This window comes from Pseudomonas sp. B21-015 (assembly GCF_024749285.1).
Taxonomy (GTDB): Bacteria; Pseudomonadota; Gammaproteobacteria; order Pseudomonadales; family Pseudomonadaceae; genus Aquipseudomonas.
The window spans coordinates 5,063,093-5,079,006 of sequence record NZ_CP087196.1 but is presented as its reverse complement, the minus strand read 5'-3'; the positions used below and the strand labels follow the sequence as shown (position 1 = coordinate 5,079,006).

The following is a 15,914-nucleotide window of genomic DNA, read 5'->3' as shown; positions in this document are numbered from 1 at the left end:
GATTACAGCAATTCAAAACTCTGCTGCGTCACGTCCTGAGAGTCCAGGCCGATCTGCACGTTGAACTTGCCCGGTTCTGCGGCGTACTTGAGCTGGGCGTTGTAGAACTTCAGGTCATCCTCGGTGATGGTGAAGTGCACGACTTTCTGTTCGCCGGCCTTGACCATTACTTTCTGGAAGTTCTTCAGTTCCTTGACCGGGCGGATCATCGAACCGGTCACGTCCTGGATGTACAGCTGCACCACGGTTTCACCGTCACGCTTGCCGGTGTTCTTCACCACGACGCTGGCGTCGAGCTTGCCGGTCTTGTTCAGTGTGGTCGATGACAGGGCCATGTCGGTCAGGCTGAACTGGGTGTAGCTCAGGCCGAAGCCGAACGGGAACAATGGCCCGGTGGTGTCTTCGAAATACTGCGAGGTGTAGTTGCCCGGTTTGCCCGGGGTGAACGGCCGGCCAATGCTCAGGTGGTTGTAGTAGGTCGGAATCTGACCCACCGAGCGGGGAATGGTGATCGGCAGTTTGCCCGACGGGTTGTAGTCGCCGAACAGCACGTCGGCGATAGCGTTACCGCCTTCGGTGCCGCTGAACCAGGTTTCCAGAATCGCGTCAGCCTGCTCTTTCTCTTCGAGAATCGACAGCGGACGGCCATTCATCAACACCAGCACCAGCGGTTTGCCGGTGGCTTTCAAAGCCCTGATCAGCTCGCGCTGGTTGGCCGGAATGTTCAGGTCGGTACGGCTCGACGATTCGTGGGACATGCCACGTGATTCGCCCACCGCTGCCACCACCACATCGGCCTGCTGTGCGGCTTTCACCGCTTCATCGATCAGCACGTTGGCCGGACGCGGATCATCCACCACTTCCGGTGCATCGAAGTTGAGGAAGTTCAGGTAATCGAGGATTTTCTTGTCGCTGGTGATGTTCGCGCCACGGGCGTAGATCAGCGTCGACTGCGCGCCGAGTGCATGGGTCATGCCGTCGAACAGCGTTACCGATTGCGCGGGCCGGCCAGCGGCAGCCCAACTGCCCATCATGTCGATTGGGGCTTTGGCCAGTGGACCGACCAGGGCGATTTTCGCGGTTTTCTTCAGCGGCAGGGTGTCGCCCTGGTTCTTCAGCAATACCTGGCTGCGGCGCGCCACATCACGGGCCTCGGCGCGGTGCAGGCGGCTTTCGGCGTAGGTGTCGGCCGGGTCATCCTCGGCCTTGCCGATGCGCAGGTACGGGTCTTTGAACAGGCCCATGTCGTACTTGGCGGCGAGCACTTCGCGCACGGCGTTGTCGATGTCTTTCTGTTCGATCTCACCGGCCTTCAACAGCCCTGGCAACTCCTTGCCATAGAGGGTGTCGTTCATGCTCATGTCGATGCCGGCCTTGATCGCCAGCTTCGCGGCTTCGCGACCGTCAGCGGCGACGCCGTGCTTGATCAGCTCGAAAATTGCCCCGTGATCGCTGACCGCCAGGCCCTTGAAGCCCCATTCCTTGCGCAGCAGGTCGTTCATCAACCAGGTGTTGGCGGTGGCTGGCACGCCGTTGATCGAGTTCAGCGCAACCATCACCCCGCCAGCACCGGCGTCGATAGCGGCGCGGTACGGTGGCAGGTAATCCTGGTACATCTTGACCGGGCTCATGTCGACGACGTTGTAGTCGCGACCGCCCTCGACCGCGCCGTACAAGGCAAAATGCTTGACGCTGGCCATGATGCTGTCGGCCGCGTTCGCGCCTGAGCCCTGGAACGCCTTGACCATGACGCCGGCGATCCGCGAAACCAGGTAGGTGTCTTCGCCGAAACCTTCGGACGTGCGGCCCCAGCGTGGGTCGCGGGAGATGTCGACCATCGGTGCGAAGGTGATGTCGAGGCTGTCAGCCGCCGCTTCCTGAGCGGCGATGCGCCCGGAGCGACCAATGGCGTCCATGTCCCAGCTCGAGGCCAGGGCCAGCGGAATCGGGAAAATGGTGCGGTGGCCGTGGATCACGTCATAGGCGAAGAACATCGGGATCTTCAACCGGCTGCGCATGGCCGCGTCCTGCATCGGACGGTTCTCGGCGCGGGTGATCGAGTTGAAGGTGCCGCCGATATTGCCGGCAGCGATCTCCTTGCGGATCATCTCCCGCGGCATTTCCGGGCCGATGCTGATCAGGCGTAACTGGCCGATCTTTTCATCGAGGGTCATTTGCTTCATCAGGTGGCTGATGAAGGCGTCCTTGTTCTCTATAGGTGCGGGCGTCGTGGCGGCCAATACGGTATGACTGGCCAGGCTGACGAACAGGCCCAGCAAACACAGCTTCTTCATGAATTGTTTTCTCAAAAGCCTAAACGGCAGTGAATACACGCCGGTCAGCCAAAATTTGGGGAGCGACTATTGTTGTTCAGGTAAATGCAGCACACTTCTGCAGAGTCTCAGTGCTGGGCATCTTTTAGCCCATTGGCTCGATGCAATCCAGTAGCGGCGCAGATTATGCCCCAAGAGCGGGGTTCAAAGTTCGCCGGTTGTTTTTCAACGGAATGTGCAAGGAGCGTCAACCAGATGAATGTACGACACCACTATCGGTCGAGCCTGCAGGTTGCAGCCTTGATGTTGCTGACCACACTACTGGCCGGTTGCGGCATCAACACTATCCCGACCCTCGACGAGCAGGCCAAGGCTGCCTGGGGCCAGGTGCAGAACCAGTACCAGCGCCGCGCCGACCTGATTCCCACTCTGGTGGAAGTCGTCAAGGGCTACGCCAAGCATGAAGAAGCCACCCTGACGGCGGTGATCGAAGCCCGGGCCAAGGCGACGTCGATTCAGGTCGATGCCAAGTCCCTCGATAATCCGGAAAAACTCAAACAGTATCAGCAGGCCCAGGATCAGTTGAGCGGTGCTCTCAGTCGTTTGATGGTGGTGTCTGAGCGCTACCCGGACCTCAAGGCCAACCAGAACTTCCTGGCGCTGCAATCGCAACTCGAAGGCACTGAGAACCGCATCGCCGTGGCGCGTCGCGATTTCATCCTGGCGGTGCAAAAGTACAATACCGAGCTTCGCACTTTCCCCGGTCGCCTGTGGCACAGCGTGATGTACAGCGATTTGCCGATTCGCGAAACCTTCGAGGCCACCACTCCCGGGGCCGAACAAGCGCCGCAAGTGAAATTCTGATCAACGCCCTGTCGGCGATACAGTTATCAGGGATGAGGTTCCAATGCGTGTTTTTAGAATAGGCCTGGCGCTATTGTTGTGCGCCATGGCGCTCACGGCCCAGGCCGAATTGACGTTTCCGGCACTGACCGCAAGGGTGGTGGACAACGCCCGATTGATCGAGCCCGGGGTGCGCGAGCAATTGACGCAACAGCTCCAGGCTCACGAAAAGGCCACCGGTGAACAGGTGGTAGTGGTCACTGTGGAAAACCTGCAGGGCGCCAGCATCGAAGACTTCGGTTATCAGCTGGGACGCCACTGGGGCATCGGCCAGAAGGACAAAAATACGGGTGCCTTGCTGATCGTCGCCCGTGACGACCGCAAGTTGCGCATCGAAGTCGGGTATGGACTGGAAGATCGCCTGACCGATGCCCAGAGTTCAGTGATCATCAATCAGGTGATCACTCCCTCGTTCAAGACAGGCAATTTCAGCAAGGGCATCAGTGACGGCGTGGCCGCCATGCTGGTGGTGCTGGGTGGCAACCCGCTGAACGTGGGGCCGCCGGAAGACGAAGAGTCGTTTAGCCAGATATTTGCCAATGGCGTGGGTATGCTTTTTATCATGGCATTGCCTTTTTTGATTACGTACTGGTTCCTGAACATGCTCGGCGTAGTGGGCTCAAGGGGACGAAGCTCGTCTGACGACATATTCTACGGCAGCGGCTCTGATGGGGGCAGCGGCAGTGGAGATGGCGGCGGGGGCTTCAGCGGCGGCGGGGGCGGTTTCGGGGGCGGCGGTTCGTCGGGCGGTTGGTGATAACACTGAGGGTCATAACATTGCAGGTAAAAATAATAGCGAGCAGGCATTCATAACCATGGCATTACTGACTGAACACGAACAACGCAAAGTCGCCGAGGCGATTGCCCGGGTCGAGCACGACACCGACGCCGAACTGGTCACGGTGCTTGCGGCTCGCGCCGACGATTACGCGTACATCCCGCTGCTCTGGGCCAGTCTGTTGGCGCTGGTGGTGCCGGGCATCGTGCATTACCTGACGGGCTGGCTGACCATGCACAGCCTGTTGCTGGTGCAATGGCTCAGCTTCATCGTGTTGTGCCTGGTGTTCCGGATTCCGAAAGTCACCACGCGCCTGATCCCGCGCTCGGTGCGTCACTGGCGGGCGTCGAACCTGGCGCGTCGGCAGTTCCTGGAGCAAAACCTGCACCACACCGTGGGCAGCACCGGCATGCTGATTTTCGTCTCCGAGGCCGAGCGCTATGTGGAAATTCTGGTGGATGAAGGGATTTCCAAGCGGCTGGACAACAAGAACTGGGATGCGATCGTGGCCGCGTTCACGCAACAGGTGAAACAGGGGCAGACGTTGCAGGGCTTTGTGACGTGCATCGAGGCGTGCGGCGAGTTGCTCAAGGTGCATGTGCCGGTGACCCATGTGCGCAATGAGTTACCGAATCGGTTGGTGGTGTTGAACTAAAAAGATCGCAGCCTTCAGCCGCTTTTGTGGCGAGGGGGCTCACTCGCCGCAGGATTCGCACCGTTCGGCAAATAACTGCGTGTCCCGAACGGCCATCCCCCCTAAAATACCCACCATTCCCCGATCCGCACCGCCCGAGGCCGTTTTTTCCCATGTCTGTCACCGCCACTCCCGCCAGCCTCGCGCCGGATCATCACGCCCAGTTCATCGACCTGCTGCAAACCAGCCTCGACCAGAATGCTTTCATCAAACTGGTGCTGGCCAAGTACGTCGGTGGCGAAGCGGATTTGCAGCGGCTGATCATCAAGCAGCTGACGGTCAAGGATCAGCCATGCCTGTCCTTCGTCTATCGCTACAAAACCCGCGACATCACCAAAAACCTGCCGCTTGCCGAAGGCGTGGCGACCATCGCCGCACTGTTGCCGGTCTCGTTCAAAAATGCGCATTTACTGTCATTGACCGACGAAGCCCAGCTCGAATACAGCAAGAAGGGCAAATCTTCGCTGTTCAAGAGCAAGCCTCAGCAATTGCGCGAAGTGCCGTCCGCCGAGCACAACCGCGAGAAGAACCGCTTCCTCGACCTGAGCCGGCCGTTCCTCAAAGACCTCGGCGTGACCAACGCGCAGCATGAGCTGATCCCGGCGATGTCGCGCAAGTGGAAGCAGATCAACAAGTTCATCGAGGTCTTCAGCCATGCGCTGACCTCGTCGCCGTTGTCGCTGGACAAACCGGTACGGGTGGCGGATTTCGGTTCGGGCAAGGGTTACCTGACGTTCGCGATCCACGACTACCTGCGCAACACCTTGAAAGCCGAAGGTGAGGTGACTGGCGTCGAGTTGCGCGAAGACATGGTCAACCTGTGCAACAGCGCGGCGGCGAAGCTGGAGCATCCGGGGCTGGTGTTCAAATGCGGTGATGTACGCAGCGTGGCGCCGAGCGAACTGGACGTGATGATCGCGTTACACGCCTGCGACATCGCCACCGACTATGCGATTCACACCGGCATTCGTTCGGGCGCTTCGATCATCATGTGCTCGCCGTGCTGTCACAAACAGATTCGCTTGCAAATCCAGAGCCCGGCGCTGCTCAAGCCGATGCTGCAATACGGTCTGCACCTGGGCCAGCAGGCGGAAATGGTCACCGACAGTTTGCGTGCACTGTTTCTGGAAGCCTGCGGCTACGAGACCAAGGTGTTCGAGTTCATCTCACTGGACCACACCAACAAGAACAAGATGATTCTGGCGGTCAAACGCGCCGAGCCGGTGGACCCGGCTCAGTTGTTGGTGAAGATTCAGGAACTGAAGGATTTCTACCACATCAGCGAGCATTGCCTGGAAACCCTGCTGCGGGCCGACGGCTTTCTCTAAAACTGTGGGAGCGAGCCTGCTCGCGAAGGCGGCTTAACTGTCGGCATAAGTGTTGAATGTTAAGCCCCCTTCGCGAGCAGGCTCGCTCCCACATGGGGTTTGATTGCGGTCTTGCGCCCCAACATCACCGTCACGATCACCCCGGCCGCAAACAGCCAGGTAATCGGCTCGACATGTTCACCGAAGAACAACGCCGAAAACGCGATCGTGAAGAAGATTTGCAGCAACTGGATCTGGCTGACCCGGGCAATGCCGCCCATGGCCAGCCCGGCGTACCAGGCAAAGAACCCGATGAACTGCGAAAACAGCGAGACGTAACCGAAGGCCCACCAGGTTTTCGCCGAAATTTCGCCCTGATGTTGCAGCGCCAGGTACACCACCGGCCCGATCAGCAGCGGTGTCGACAGCACCAGCGCCCAGCAGATCACCTGCCAGCCACCCATCTCCCTGGCCAACCGGCCGCCTTCGGCATAACCGAGCCCACCCACGGCAATCGCGCCGAGCATCAGCAAGTCACCGGCCTGAATACTGCCGGCGCCGCTGATCAATGCATAACCGAGCACCAACGCACTGCCCAGCGCGGCGCAGGCCCAGAAGGCTTTCGACGGGCGCTCATGGGACAGCCACGCGGCATACAGCGCCACGCACAGCGGTTGCAAGCCGTTGACCAATGCACCGTGGGAGGCGGGCAACGTCTGCATGGCCCAGGCCGACAGCACCGGGAAGCCGAGGATGACACCCGCGATCACCAGCGTCAGGCCTTTGACCTGTTTCCAGGTGGGCCATTTTTCCCGGCGCCACAGCAATAAAAGTGCTGCCGGAATCGCCGCAAACAGCGCACGGCCGAGGCCGTTGAGCAGTGGATGGAGTTCCTGCACGACGATCCGTGTGAAGGGCAGGGTCAGGCTGAAGATAACGACACCGAGCAGGCCGAGGGCCATGCCAGTGTTTTCGCGCGAGGACATGATGGCAACCAGAATTGAGGGTGGCGGAAGAGCCTTTATCTAGCCATAAACACGAGGTGAGCTGCTGTTACAGCTAGGCGCAGAGTTAGGCGTACAGTTTGAGGACGCCATCGCGAGCAGGCTCGCACACAGGGGAATGCATTCCAATGTGGGAGCGAGCCTGCTCGCGATGAACGATAACGCCGTAGTAGCTGGTTATTACCCACCCCGCCAGATAAGGACTACCTTGAATACTCCTGCATGCCCACGCATTTTCCAGAGGAGTCCTCCCCATGGCGGCTAAAAAAATTCTGATGCTGGTCGGCGATTACGTCGAAGACTACGAAGTGATGGTGCCCTTCCAGGCGCTGCTGATGGTCGGCCACACGGTACACGCCGTTTGCCCGGACAAAACCGCCGGTCAGACCGTGCGCACAGCGATCCATGACTTCGAAGGCGACCAGACCTACAGCGAGAAACCCGGTCACCTGTTTGCCTTGAACTTCGATTTCGCCAAAGTCGACGCCGCGGACTACGACGCGCTGTTGGTGCCGGGCGGTCGTGCACCGGAGTACCTGCGCCTGAACGAAAAAGTCCTGGACCTGGTGCGAGCGTTCGACAAGGCCGGCAAACCGATCGCCGCCGTGTGTCACGGCGCGCAATTGCTCGCCGCCGCAGGCATTCTTGAAGGTCGCGAGTGCAGCGCCTACCCGGCCTGTGCCCCGGAAGTGCGCCTGGCTGGTGGCACGTACATCGATATCCCAGTGACGGAAGGCCACGTTCAAGGCAATCTGGCCACTGCTCCGGCCTGGCCGGCGCACCCGAGCTGGCTGGCCGGTTTCCTCGGGTTGCTGGGTACCAAAATCACGCTGTAACGAGGGACCTGTTCATGTGCGAGCTCTATGTCAAAGCCGATCCGATACTCTACGAATCGCGCTCCCGCTCGCTGCGCATCTGCGGGGTGGTGACCACCCTGCGGCTGGAGAATCAGTTCTGGGACATTCTCAGCGAAATCGCCGAGGTCGACGGTATGACGACCAATCAGTTGATCGCCAAGTTGTATGAAGAGGTGATGGACTACCGCGGCGAAGTGGTGAATTTCGCCTCGTTCTTGCGGGTCAGTTGCATGCGCTATTTGAGCCAGCGTCGGGTGCAGGCACCTGAGTTGTCGGTGGTGCGGGCGGTGGTGAAATAGGACGGTTTTGTTTAGACCTTACCGGCCTCTTCGCGGGCAATCCCGCTCCCACATCAGACCGCACCTTCTGAACAACTCGGTCAACTGTGGGAACGGGCTTGCCCGCGAAGAGGCCGGTACAGGCGACAGAAATCCCGGCTTGGTCTTTACTCTGAAGCGCGCAACCTCTCAATCGCCAAGGAGAACAAGCATGTCTGGATGGTACGAAGTGAGCAAAACCAGCAACGGTCAATTCAAGTTTGTATTGAAAGCGGCCAACGCCGAAACCATTCTGGTCAGCGAGCTGTACACCACGCGCGGTGCGGCCGACAGCGGTATCGCCTCGGTTCAGGCCAACAGCCCGCTGGACGAACGCTACGAGAAAAAAAACACCAAGGACGGTCATCCTTACTTCAACCTCAAGGCTGCCAACCATCAGGTCATCGGCAGCAGCGAGTCCTACTCCTCCGATGCAGCGAGGGATAAAGGCATCGCCAGCGTCAAGGCCAACGGCCCGACCACGGTGATCAAGGACAAGACCTTGCCGGTGCTCTGACCCTGCCGTTTGCTAAGCCCGATACCCATCCAGTGTGGGAGCGGGCTTGGCGTACACCGCTCGCGAAGGCGTTGGCCCCGTCGCCGCTAAGCTTCGACCGGAACGGATAATTTCGGACTACCGAGTGCATGCGTCTTCGAATCAAAAAACCGCAACTCCACACCCGTCCCCTCAAACACCTTCGCGTAATGCCGCTTCTGATGCTGGATGAACGCCTTGCTGCGTGGATAAATCGAGATCGCCACTGTCTTCGGCTTCGCCTGGCGCAACGCATGAATGATGTGACTGTCCTGCTCGCCAAGGGCATGCCCGAAGATACACAACCCGTCGGCATGGCCGAGTAATTGGTCGTAGCAGAACGACAGGTAATCCGAGCTGCGAATGGTCTTGAGCTTGTCTTGAACCGGGCCTTCGTTGACGAACAGCGGCACGTCGTCGAGGGTCTTGATCGTATTGTTGATCGCGAAACTGCCGAGCAACGTGCCCTCGGTCGACATCAGTTTGCGCGCCGTGCCGTCCTGATTGCGCACCAGATGCAGACCGCCGTGCAGGTACAGCAGCCGGGTTTTGTCCGTTGCGGTGAGGCTCAGATCAAAACGTGGCTCGGTGCCCTGGAACAGATCGGTAATGACGTCCGGCCGGTGCTGAATCGCCCAATAGTTGAGCAGGTCGTAATTGGTGGTGAACACCGTCCGATAGCTGCCCAGTTCCTGGTTGATCGTCACCAGCGTCGAAGCCTTCACCAACCGCCACGGGATGTGTATTGCATGCACGGTGTTGATCAGCGCTTCCTTGATCGCGTAATAGCGATTACGCGGTGCGGCAGAGCTGACGGCCAATGCCTTGTTCACGCGGCTGGTGGTTTTCAGCGCGCTGAGAACCTGCTCGAAACTGCGCGTCTGCATCGCGTCGAACACGCTCAGTTCGGATTGGCTCAGAGGCTTTTCTTCGACAGTGCGGGCGTTTTCGAACAGCGAGTCGTAGCCGAAGTCGTCCCACACTGCGCGGCTGGCGCCGTTACCCACTAACAAGCCGCCGAACGAGGCGGTGGTGCGCAAGGCGTTCCAGTCTTCAAGTTGGGCATCGACATCCTGGAAATCGGTCATTGCGTTCGTTGTCTCAAAGCAAAAGGTCTGATGGACGGCGACTTTATCACGACCCGGACTTGAGCCAGATCAAGTTACCGCACGACTAATGGGTCGATCCTGTGCGCACCCGCCGGATCGGTGCTGTTGATTCGGCTTCAGCCAGGAGACACGCTCATGAGTAGTACGTTTTTCATCCCTGCCGTGAACATCATGGGCTCCGGTTGCCTCGACGAAGCCATGGACGCCATTGGGAAGTATGGTTTTCGCAAGGCGTTGATCGTCACCGACATCGGGCTGGCCGAGGCGGGCGTGGCGAAGATGATTGCCGGGAAACTGGCGCTGCAGGACATCGATTCGGTGATCTTCGACGGTGCCAAGCCGAATCCGAGCATCGCCAACGTCGAGCGTGGCCTGGGCTTGCTCAAGGAAAGTCGCTGTGATTTCGTGGTGTCTCTGGGCGGCGGTTCGCCTCACGACTGCGCCAAGGGCATCGCCTTGTGTGCCACTAACGGCGGGACGATTCGTGACTACGAAGGTGTCGACCAGTCGACCAAACCCCAACTACCGCTGATCGCGATCAACACCACCGCCGGCACCGCCAGCGAGATGACCCGCTTTTGCATCATCACCGACGAATCCCGTCACGTTAAAATGGCCATTGTCGACCGCAACGTTACGCCGCTGCTATCAGTCAACGACCCGGCGCTGATGGTCGCCATGCCCAAGGGCCTGACCGCCGCCACCGGCATGGATGCACTGACCCACGCCATCGAAGCCTACGTTTCCACGGCGGCCAACCCGATTACCGATGCCTGTGCGCTGAAAGCCATCACGTTGATCAGCCATAATCTGCGCCTGGCCGTACAGGACGGCAGTGACATGATCGCGCGGGAAAACATGGCTTACGCGCAGTTCCTCGCCGGGATGGCGTTCAACAATGCGTCCCTGGGCTATGTCCATGCCATGGCGCACCAGTTGGGCGGGTTTTACGACTTGCCCCATGGCGTGTGCAACGCGGTGCTGCTGCCTCATGTGCAAAGCTTCAATGCGTTGGTGTGTGCCGATCGTCTGACCGATGTGGCCCGGGCAATGGGCGCCGACATTCGTGGGTTCCGCCCGGAAGAGGGTGCGCAAGCAGCGATCGCGGCCATTCGCGGCCTGGCCAGGGATGTGGACATTCCCGCCGGTTTGCGTGAACTCGGTGCCAGGCTCAACGACATCCCGGTTCTCGCCAGCAATGCCCTGAAAGATGCCTGCGGACTGACCAATCCACGGCCGGCGGATCAGCGGCAGATCGAGGAGATTTTCCGCAGCGCGTTCTAAGCGGTTCTACGGCCGGGCGCGAGCACTGCGCAAAGCAGCGCGCCCAAGGCCAGCAAGGTGCAAAGCAGCGACAGCGGCCATGCCTGCTGGCTGGCTATCAGGCTGGCGATACCGCCGATTACGGCGGCCATCAGTTGGTGAATGAAACCGCTCAACGCCATCGCATAAGCACCGCCGACCGGTGAACCGTCATTGGCCAGGGACAGGCTGATCGGGTAATTCAGCGACTGGCCAAACACCGCAAAACAATAGGGCAACCAGAACAGCAGCGCTATTGAAGTGCCGGCGATGCTCCCCAGCAACATGACTGCGCTGCCGACCAGCATCAGTCCAACGCCCGCCGCCATCAGTTGGCGCTGACCCGTGCGCAGCACAAAGCGATTGACCGCCACAGCCCCGAGAAAATAGGCCGCGCTGATTGGCCAGCCCAACAATCCGTATTCCACTGCCGACCAGTTGAAGGCGCCTTGCAGAATCAGCGGAGCCGCCGTGTTGAACGCGACGATCACCCCGTACCCCAGACCACCGGCGAGGGCCGGCAGCAGGAAGGCCCGATGACGCAGAATGTGCCAGTAGCTCGTCCAGGCGGATGACGGTGTGTTCTCTTCTGCCAGTACCGGGAACGTGACCCGCGCCACCACCACCGCCATCAACAGGCTCACACCACCCAACACGCAGAAAATCGCCGACCAGCCCAGCACCTGCAGGATGATCGACCCCAGGTATTGGCCGATACCCAGATTTGTGCCGGATTCGATATTCGGTGCACCACAAATCAAATGTGTGGCGGGTTTGCTCGCGAAGACTGACTCACAGCCAACAAAGCCCCAGCAGCTCTACGCTCAAGGGCATTTAAGTTGTACGCTCCGTTCGGAACCCGCCAGAGCGACTCAAGGTAACCCAATCCATGCTGACCGGCCTCAACCACCCTGACTCTCGCCCGGACGGGCACAAGCTTGAGGCGCATGTCGGGGATCTGGCGTCGCGGCTGGCGGCTTGTCGGCAACGGCCGTATGCGGGGATGACGTTCTTCGACGATCAGTGAGTCGATGTTCCGGGCACTGAGATAGACTGGCGTGCATTCACCCCAAGCGTTTCAAAAGGACTTCCAATGACCCCATCGCTGCTAATGGCCGTTCTCGCCTCGGGCTTCATTTATGGCATCACGCCGGGGCCGGGGGTGCTGGCGGTGTTCGGCATCGGCGCGGCACGCGGGCGGCGGGCCGGAGCGGGGTTTCTGTGCGGGCATTTGCTGGGCGATGTGGTCTGGTGCAGCACTGCGCTGATCGCAATTGTCGGCGCGCGGGAAATCGGCAGCGCCGCGTTCGATGTGCTGGGTGTGCTCAGCGGGCTCTACCTGTTCTGGCTTGGCCTGCGCGCGGTTCGCGCTCGCCGCGCCAGTACCGAGTCTCCTCAAGGCCCGGCGCGGCAGCCGTTCTGGCACGGCATTGTGTTCGGCCTGACCAACCCCAAGGCCTATCCGGTGGCGGTGGCGACCTTTACTGCGCTGCTGTCCAGCCGTGCAGAATTGCTGCATTGGTCAATGCTGCCATGGCTGATCATCCTGAGCTTCGTCGGTGGCCTTATGGCCTACGCTATTCTCATCGGTATTGTCGGTGCGCAACAGGTGCGCACCTTGTATCAGCGCCATGAACTGGCGATCACCCGGTTGTGCGGGCTGATGTTCATCGGTTTCGCCATCAATGCCCTGGTACACGCGCTGCCGGGGCTGGTGACGAACAAGGCTTGAGGCTGAGCGCAAGGAGGCGTCGGCTGCATCGTCATCGCGTGGGCGTATGACCGGTCAGGGAGGGTTGTTCAATGTTGCATTGTCCGGACATGCTCTCGGCATAATGGAAACCAGAAATTCCGCGCCACTGGCGAGCTACATCGACCTCTTGCTGGACGCCGTCTGTGCGGTGGACAAACAAGGCCGCTTCGTATTTGTCAGCGCGGCCTGCGAGCGCATTTTCGGTTACACCCCCGACGAGCTGATCGGCCAGCCAATGATCGATCTGGTCCATCCCGCCGACCGACAGCGCACCCTCGACGCCGCTCGGGAGATCATGGGGGGCGAGCCCAAGCTCAACTTTGAAAATCGTTACCTGCGCAAGGATGGCCGGGTGGCACACATTCTCTGGTCGGCACGCTGGTCGGAGGTCGACCAATTGCGCATCGCCGTGGCCCACGACATCACCGAGCGCAAACAGGCCGAGTCCCGGCAAGCGGCGCTGTATGCGATCTCCGAAGCGGCCCACGCGGCCGAAGATTTGCTGGCGCTGTTCAAACGCATCCATTCGATCATCGGCGAATGGCTCCCGGCGTTGAATTTCTCCGTGGCGCTGTATGACGAGCACTGTGCACAGCTGAATTTTCCCTATCACGTCGACGACCGTGAGTCGCAACCCGAACAGCCCGGGACTGTTACCGGGCGTCTGTGTGCCGAAGTGATTCGCAGTGGCCAGCCGATCCTGCTGACCCCGGATCAGGACAATCTGCCGGAGGGCTTTGCGGCGCTGGTCGCGGGCCAGGATTCGCCCTGCTGGCTGGGCGTGCCATTGAGTTCGCAGAACGGCACCATCGGCGCGCTGATCGTCAAAAGCATACCGGGCGGTGAGCGCTACACCGAGCAAGACAAAGAGCTGCTGCAGTATGTCTGCGCCCAGGTCGCAACCGCGATCGAGCGCAAGCAATTGCATACCCGGCTCCAGCGCATGGCCCAGTACGACCAACTGACCCAGTTGCCCAATCGCGAATTGCTGCGCGAACGCCTTAAAGCCTCGCTGGCGCAGGCCCGGGCAGACTCCGGTCGAATGGCGTTGCTCTACGTCGACCTGGACCGCTTCAAGCAAGTCAACGACACCCTCGGTCATGCGGTCGGCGATATGCTGCTGCAAGCGGTCGCCAATCGGCTCAAGGGGTGCGTGCGAGAAACCGACACGGTAGCGCGCATCGGCGGTGATGAGTTTGTCGTGTTGTTGCACAGCCTCCACGCCGCGGAAGACGCCGAGAATGTGGCGGGAAAAATCCGCCAGGTGCTGGTTCAGCCCCTGCGCCTGGACGGGCATAACCTGAACATCCAGCCGAGCATCGGCGTCGCGCGATACCCCGAGCATGGCACCGAAGAAAATCAGCTGTTCAGGCATGCCGACGAGGCGATGTACGCCGCCAAGCGCCAGCATCATCTGCGTCTCGGGGCCTGAAAGACCGTCACCGTTCGTCGCGACGTTGTCAGGTTTTCTAAACCTTTTAGGTCATGGAAATTCATATCCTATGCGGGCGACTGCTCGCTGTGATCATCACCAAGAGGATGAGAGCCATGCCTACTTCAAAAACTCCGACCCCGGGTAGCGCCATCGATCGAACGAAGGCGTCTGAAGCCGGTCGCAAAGGTGGGAAAACTACCACCACGACTGTTGATAAAGACCCTGCCAAAGGCGGCATGGGCCGCAAAGGCGGTCAGAAATCTCGGTAATAGGTGACGGTAGTTTTGTTTAATAGACGGGGGCGCAAGCTCCCGTTTGAATTTCTAGAAGGAGGGCGCGACCATGAGCCGGATGGCCACCCGCTTACGCAATGCCAGTTTTGCCGCCTTACTGGGCCTGTGTGCCGGCAGTGCCTTTGCCCAGTCCCCCGCCGACTTCGTCAACGAGGCGTCGGCCAAAGGCATGGCCGATATCGAAGCCAGCCGCCTGGCGCATCAGAAAACCGAATCCAAAGCGGTCAAGGATTACACCATCGTGGTGATCAACGATCGCACCACCGCAAACCAGCATCTGGCGAAAATTGCCAAACAACTCGATTTACCGGTCGCGCCACGCGAAGAGGTGGTCGACAAGGCCAAAGCCTTGATACCGGAGATGAAGGACGACGCCTCTTTTGATCAGGCGTACGTCGACAGTCAGGTAAAAACCACCCAGGAAGCCATCGAGCAACTTCAACAACAGGCGCAGACCACGGATGTGCCGCAAATCAAAGCGTTCGCCGAAGAAACCCTGCCCAAACTGCAAAACCACCTGCAAATGGCCAGGGCTCTGCAAGCCGGTCGCTAGTCAGCCTGTTGCGCGGGTGACGCCTCAGTTAAACCGTCATGCAATTTGTAGCAGCTGCCGAAGCCTGTGTTCGGCTGCAAAGCAGTCGTAAATCCGGTTGGCGCGGTCTGCCTGACACACCGCAATCTCTGGTTTTACGACTGCGGCGCAGTCGAATGCAGGCTTCGGCAGTTGCTACAAAGAGTGCGTCGCGGCTGAGATAGCTGAACTGACTGGCATTAGGTTCTTGAGGCCGGTTTTTATGCCTATCCATTCACGCCGACAACGTCACTTCAGTTTTCCAGCTGAAGTACCCCATCGCTTCACAGCGCTGGTTGATCAGCATGAAGCTCAGTTCGCAGGTGGCCACGCCCATGGTCAGTTGCGAGCACTCCCAATAATGATCACCGGCCTTATGGCTACCCGGTTGGGTCGGATTGGCGGGGTCGGGCGCGGGGACTGTCTGGTCGCTGTGGACGACCAGTTTGGGTGGTGAAAGCACTCAGTCATCGCTCACTGTCATGTTGTGAAATACCACGCTGTGTTCGGCCAGCAAGCTGACGGTCCTGCCGCGGAGATGAAAGACTTTTCTGTTGTTGGCTGTCAGTGTAATTACACTGTCACTTTTAGCATTTTGTGTTGTCGTTGTACCGCTGATGGCGAAGATGAAATCATCTTCAATTACAGTTGGTTTTTTTGGTTCAAGACTTGGGTGCGGATAACGGGGAAGCAGCGATTCGGCATCGACGATCAGCAGCACGTTATTGGCTGTCGCGATGCTCGCCGAAGGAGAAGTAATCGCTTTTGAAGTCATCATGGATT

The 15,914-nt window shown here is 59.6% G+C and carries 15 protein-coding genes and 3 pseudogenes; 13 read left to right on the top strand and 5 right to left on the bottom strand.

The window, feature by feature from the left end; all coding sequences use genetic code 11:
- Window positions 1–2 precede the first annotated feature (2 nt).
- Window positions 3–2,294 (bottom strand): beta-glucosidase BglX, encoded by a 2,292-nt coding sequence (gene bglX / locus LOY38_RS23195; protein ID WP_258697218.1) that lies wholly within the window; start codon window positions 2,292–2,294, stop codon window positions 3–5.
- A gap of 234 nt (window positions 2,295–2,528) precedes the next feature.
- On the opposite strand from bglX, the gene LOY38_RS23190 reads away from it, so the two are divergent.
- The 4 genes from LOY38_RS23190 to LOY38_RS23175 all read left to right on the top strand — a co-directional run bounded on the left by LOY38_RS23190 (window position 2,529) and on the right by LOY38_RS23175 (window position 5,976).
- Entirely contained in the window at window positions 2,529–3,137 is a 609-nt protein-coding gene (locus tag LOY38_RS23190; protein WP_258697217.1) for a LemA family protein, read from the top strand.
- Between the two features lie 43 nt (window positions 3,138–3,180).
- Window positions 3,181–3,933, top strand: coding sequence for a YgcG family protein (locus tag LOY38_RS23185; protein ID WP_258697216.1), 753 nt, complete (start codon window positions 3,181–3,183; stop codon window positions 3,931–3,933).
- A 58-nt stretch (window positions 3,934–3,991) separates the two neighbouring features.
- Window positions 3,992–4,609 carry a TPM domain-containing protein gene (locus LOY38_RS23180; RefSeq protein WP_258697215.1) on the top strand — a complete coding sequence of 206 codons (618 nt, stop codon included), beginning with the start codon at window positions 3,992–3,994 and terminating at the stop codon, window positions 4,607–4,609.
- 152 nt (window positions 4,610–4,761) lie between these two features.
- On the top strand, window positions 4,762–5,976 hold the full coding sequence (locus LOY38_RS23175; protein WP_258697214.1) for an SAM-dependent methyltransferase: 1,215 nt from the start codon (window positions 4,762–4,764) through the stop codon (window positions 5,974–5,976).
- 59 nt (window positions 5,977–6,035) lie between these two features.
- Here the strand turns inward: LOY38_RS23175 and LOY38_RS23170 are convergent, their stop codons facing one another.
- Window positions 6,036–6,941, bottom strand: coding sequence for a DMT family transporter (locus LOY38_RS23170; protein ID WP_258697213.1), 906 nt, complete (start codon window positions 6,939–6,941; stop codon window positions 6,036–6,038).
- A gap of 272 nt (window positions 6,942–7,213) precedes the next feature.
- Between LOY38_RS23170 and LOY38_RS23165 the strand changes: the two genes are divergently transcribed.
- From LOY38_RS23165 to LOY38_RS23155, 3 genes are all read left to right on the top strand, one after another.
- Window positions 7,214–7,795, top strand: coding sequence for a DJ-1/PfpI family protein (locus LOY38_RS23165; RefSeq protein WP_258697212.1), 582 nt, complete (start codon window positions 7,214–7,216; stop codon window positions 7,793–7,795).
- Window positions 7,796–7,809: 14 nt separating this feature from the next.
- Entirely contained in the window at window positions 7,810–8,115 is a 306-nt protein-coding gene (locus LOY38_RS23160; protein ID WP_007935755.1) for a ribbon-helix-helix domain-containing protein, read from the top strand.
- 190 nt (window positions 8,116–8,305) lie between these two features.
- Window positions 8,306–8,650, top strand: a complete 345-nt coding sequence (locus tag LOY38_RS23155; RefSeq protein WP_258697211.1) for a YegP family protein — start codon at window positions 8,306–8,308, stop codon at window positions 8,648–8,650.
- Between the two features lie 86 nt (window positions 8,651–8,736).
- Here the strand turns inward: LOY38_RS23155 and LOY38_RS23150 are convergent, their stop codons facing one another.
- Window positions 8,737–9,756, bottom strand: a complete 1,020-nt coding sequence (locus tag LOY38_RS23150) for a DUF4917 family protein (protein ID WP_258697210.1) — start codon at window positions 9,754–9,756, stop codon at window positions 8,737–8,739.
- 156 nt (window positions 9,757–9,912) lie between these two features.
- On the opposite strand from LOY38_RS23150, the gene yiaY reads away from it, so the two are divergent.
- Window positions 9,913–11,061 carry an L-threonine dehydrogenase gene (gene yiaY / locus LOY38_RS23145; protein ID WP_258697209.1) on the top strand — a complete coding sequence of 383 codons (1,149 nt, stop codon included), beginning with the start codon at window positions 9,913–9,915 and terminating at the stop codon, window positions 11,059–11,061.
- Here yiaY and LOY38_RS23140 read toward each other — a convergent pair.
- Window positions 11,058–11,801 (bottom strand): annotated as a pseudogene (locus tag LOY38_RS23140) (MFS transporter); the annotation flags it as partial. The gene yiaY and the pseudogene LOY38_RS23140 sit on opposite strands and share 4 nt — an antisense overlap.
- 200 nt (window positions 11,802–12,001) lie before the next feature.
- On the opposite strand from LOY38_RS23140, the pseudogene LOY38_RS23135 reads away from it, so the two are divergent.
- From LOY38_RS23135 to LOY38_RS23115, 5 genes and pseudogenes are all read left to right on the top strand, one after another.
- Window positions 12,002–12,106 (top strand): annotated as a pseudogene (locus LOY38_RS23135) (glutathione transferase); the annotation flags it as partial.
- 66 nt (window positions 12,107–12,172) lie between these two features.
- A complete protein-coding gene (locus tag LOY38_RS23130) occupies window positions 12,173–12,811 on the top strand; it encodes a LysE family translocator (RefSeq protein WP_258697208.1) in 639 nt (212 codons plus the stop codon).
- Window positions 12,812–12,914: 103 nt separating this feature from the next.
- Window positions 12,915–14,264: a sensor domain-containing diguanylate cyclase gene (locus LOY38_RS23125; RefSeq protein ID WP_258697207.1), complete on the top strand. Its 1,350-nt coding sequence runs from the start codon at window positions 12,915–12,917 to the stop codon at window positions 14,262–14,264.
- 116 nt (window positions 14,265–14,380) lie between these two features.
- A complete protein-coding gene (locus LOY38_RS23120) occupies window positions 14,381–14,536 on the top strand; it encodes a stress protein (RefSeq protein WP_258697206.1) in 156 nt (51 codons plus the stop codon).
- 73 nt (window positions 14,537–14,609) lie between these two features.
- A complete protein-coding gene (locus tag LOY38_RS23115) occupies window positions 14,610–15,113 on the top strand; it encodes a DUF4142 domain-containing protein (RefSeq protein WP_258697205.1) in 504 nt (167 codons plus the stop codon).
- Window positions 15,114–15,366: 253 nt separating this feature from the next.
- On the opposite strand, the pseudogene LOY38_RS23110 reads toward LOY38_RS23115, so the two are convergent.
- Window positions 15,367–15,906 (bottom strand): annotated as a pseudogene (locus tag LOY38_RS23110) (AidA/PixA family protein).
- Between the last annotated feature and the right edge of the window lie 8 nt (window positions 15,907–15,914).

Bases quoted from the DNA above. Each gene is read 5' to 3' on its own strand.
- bglX (WP_258697218.1), bottom strand. From the start codon at position 2,294: ATGAAGAAGCTGTGTTTGCTGGGCCTGTTCGTCAGCCTGGCCAGTCAT.
- LOY38_RS23190 (WP_258697217.1), top strand. From the start codon at position 2,529: ATGAATGTACGACACCACTATCGGTCGAGCCTGCAGGTTGCAGCCTTG.
- LOY38_RS23185 (WP_258697216.1), top strand. From the start codon at position 3,181: ATGCGTGTTTTTAGAATAGGCCTGGCGCTATTGTTGTGCGCCATGGCG.
- LOY38_RS23180 (WP_258697215.1), top strand. From the start codon at position 3,992: ATGGCATTACTGACTGAACACGAACAACGCAAAGTCGCCGAGGCGATT.
- LOY38_RS23175 (WP_258697214.1), top strand. From the start codon at position 4,762: ATGTCTGTCACCGCCACTCCCGCCAGCCTCGCGCCGGATCATCACGCC.
- LOY38_RS23170 (WP_258697213.1), bottom strand. From the start codon at position 6,941: ATGTCCTCGCGCGAAAACACTGGCATGGCCCTCGGCCTGCTCGGTGTC.
- LOY38_RS23165 (WP_258697212.1), top strand. From the start codon at position 7,214: ATGGCGGCTAAAAAAATTCTGATGCTGGTCGGCGATTACGTCGAAGAC.
- LOY38_RS23160 (WP_007935755.1), top strand. From the start codon at position 7,810: ATGTGCGAGCTCTATGTCAAAGCCGATCCGATACTCTACGAATCGCGC.
- LOY38_RS23155 (WP_258697211.1), top strand. From the start codon at position 8,306: ATGTCTGGATGGTACGAAGTGAGCAAAACCAGCAACGGTCAATTCAAG.
- LOY38_RS23150 (WP_258697210.1), bottom strand. From the start codon at position 9,756: ATGACCGATTTCCAGGATGTCGATGCCCAACTTGAAGACTGGAACGCC.
- yiaY (WP_258697209.1), top strand. From the start codon at position 9,913: ATGAGTAGTACGTTTTTCATCCCTGCCGTGAACATCATGGGCTCCGGT.
- LOY38_RS23130 (WP_258697208.1), top strand. From the start codon at position 12,173: ATGACCCCATCGCTGCTAATGGCCGTTCTCGCCTCGGGCTTCATTTAT.
- LOY38_RS23125 (WP_258697207.1), top strand. From the start codon at position 12,915: ATGGAAACCAGAAATTCCGCGCCACTGGCGAGCTACATCGACCTCTTG.
- LOY38_RS23120 (WP_258697206.1), top strand. From the start codon at position 14,381: ATGCCTACTTCAAAAACTCCGACCCCGGGTAGCGCCATCGATCGAACG.
- LOY38_RS23115 (WP_258697205.1), top strand. From the start codon at position 14,610: ATGAGCCGGATGGCCACCCGCTTACGCAATGCCAGTTTTGCCGCCTTA.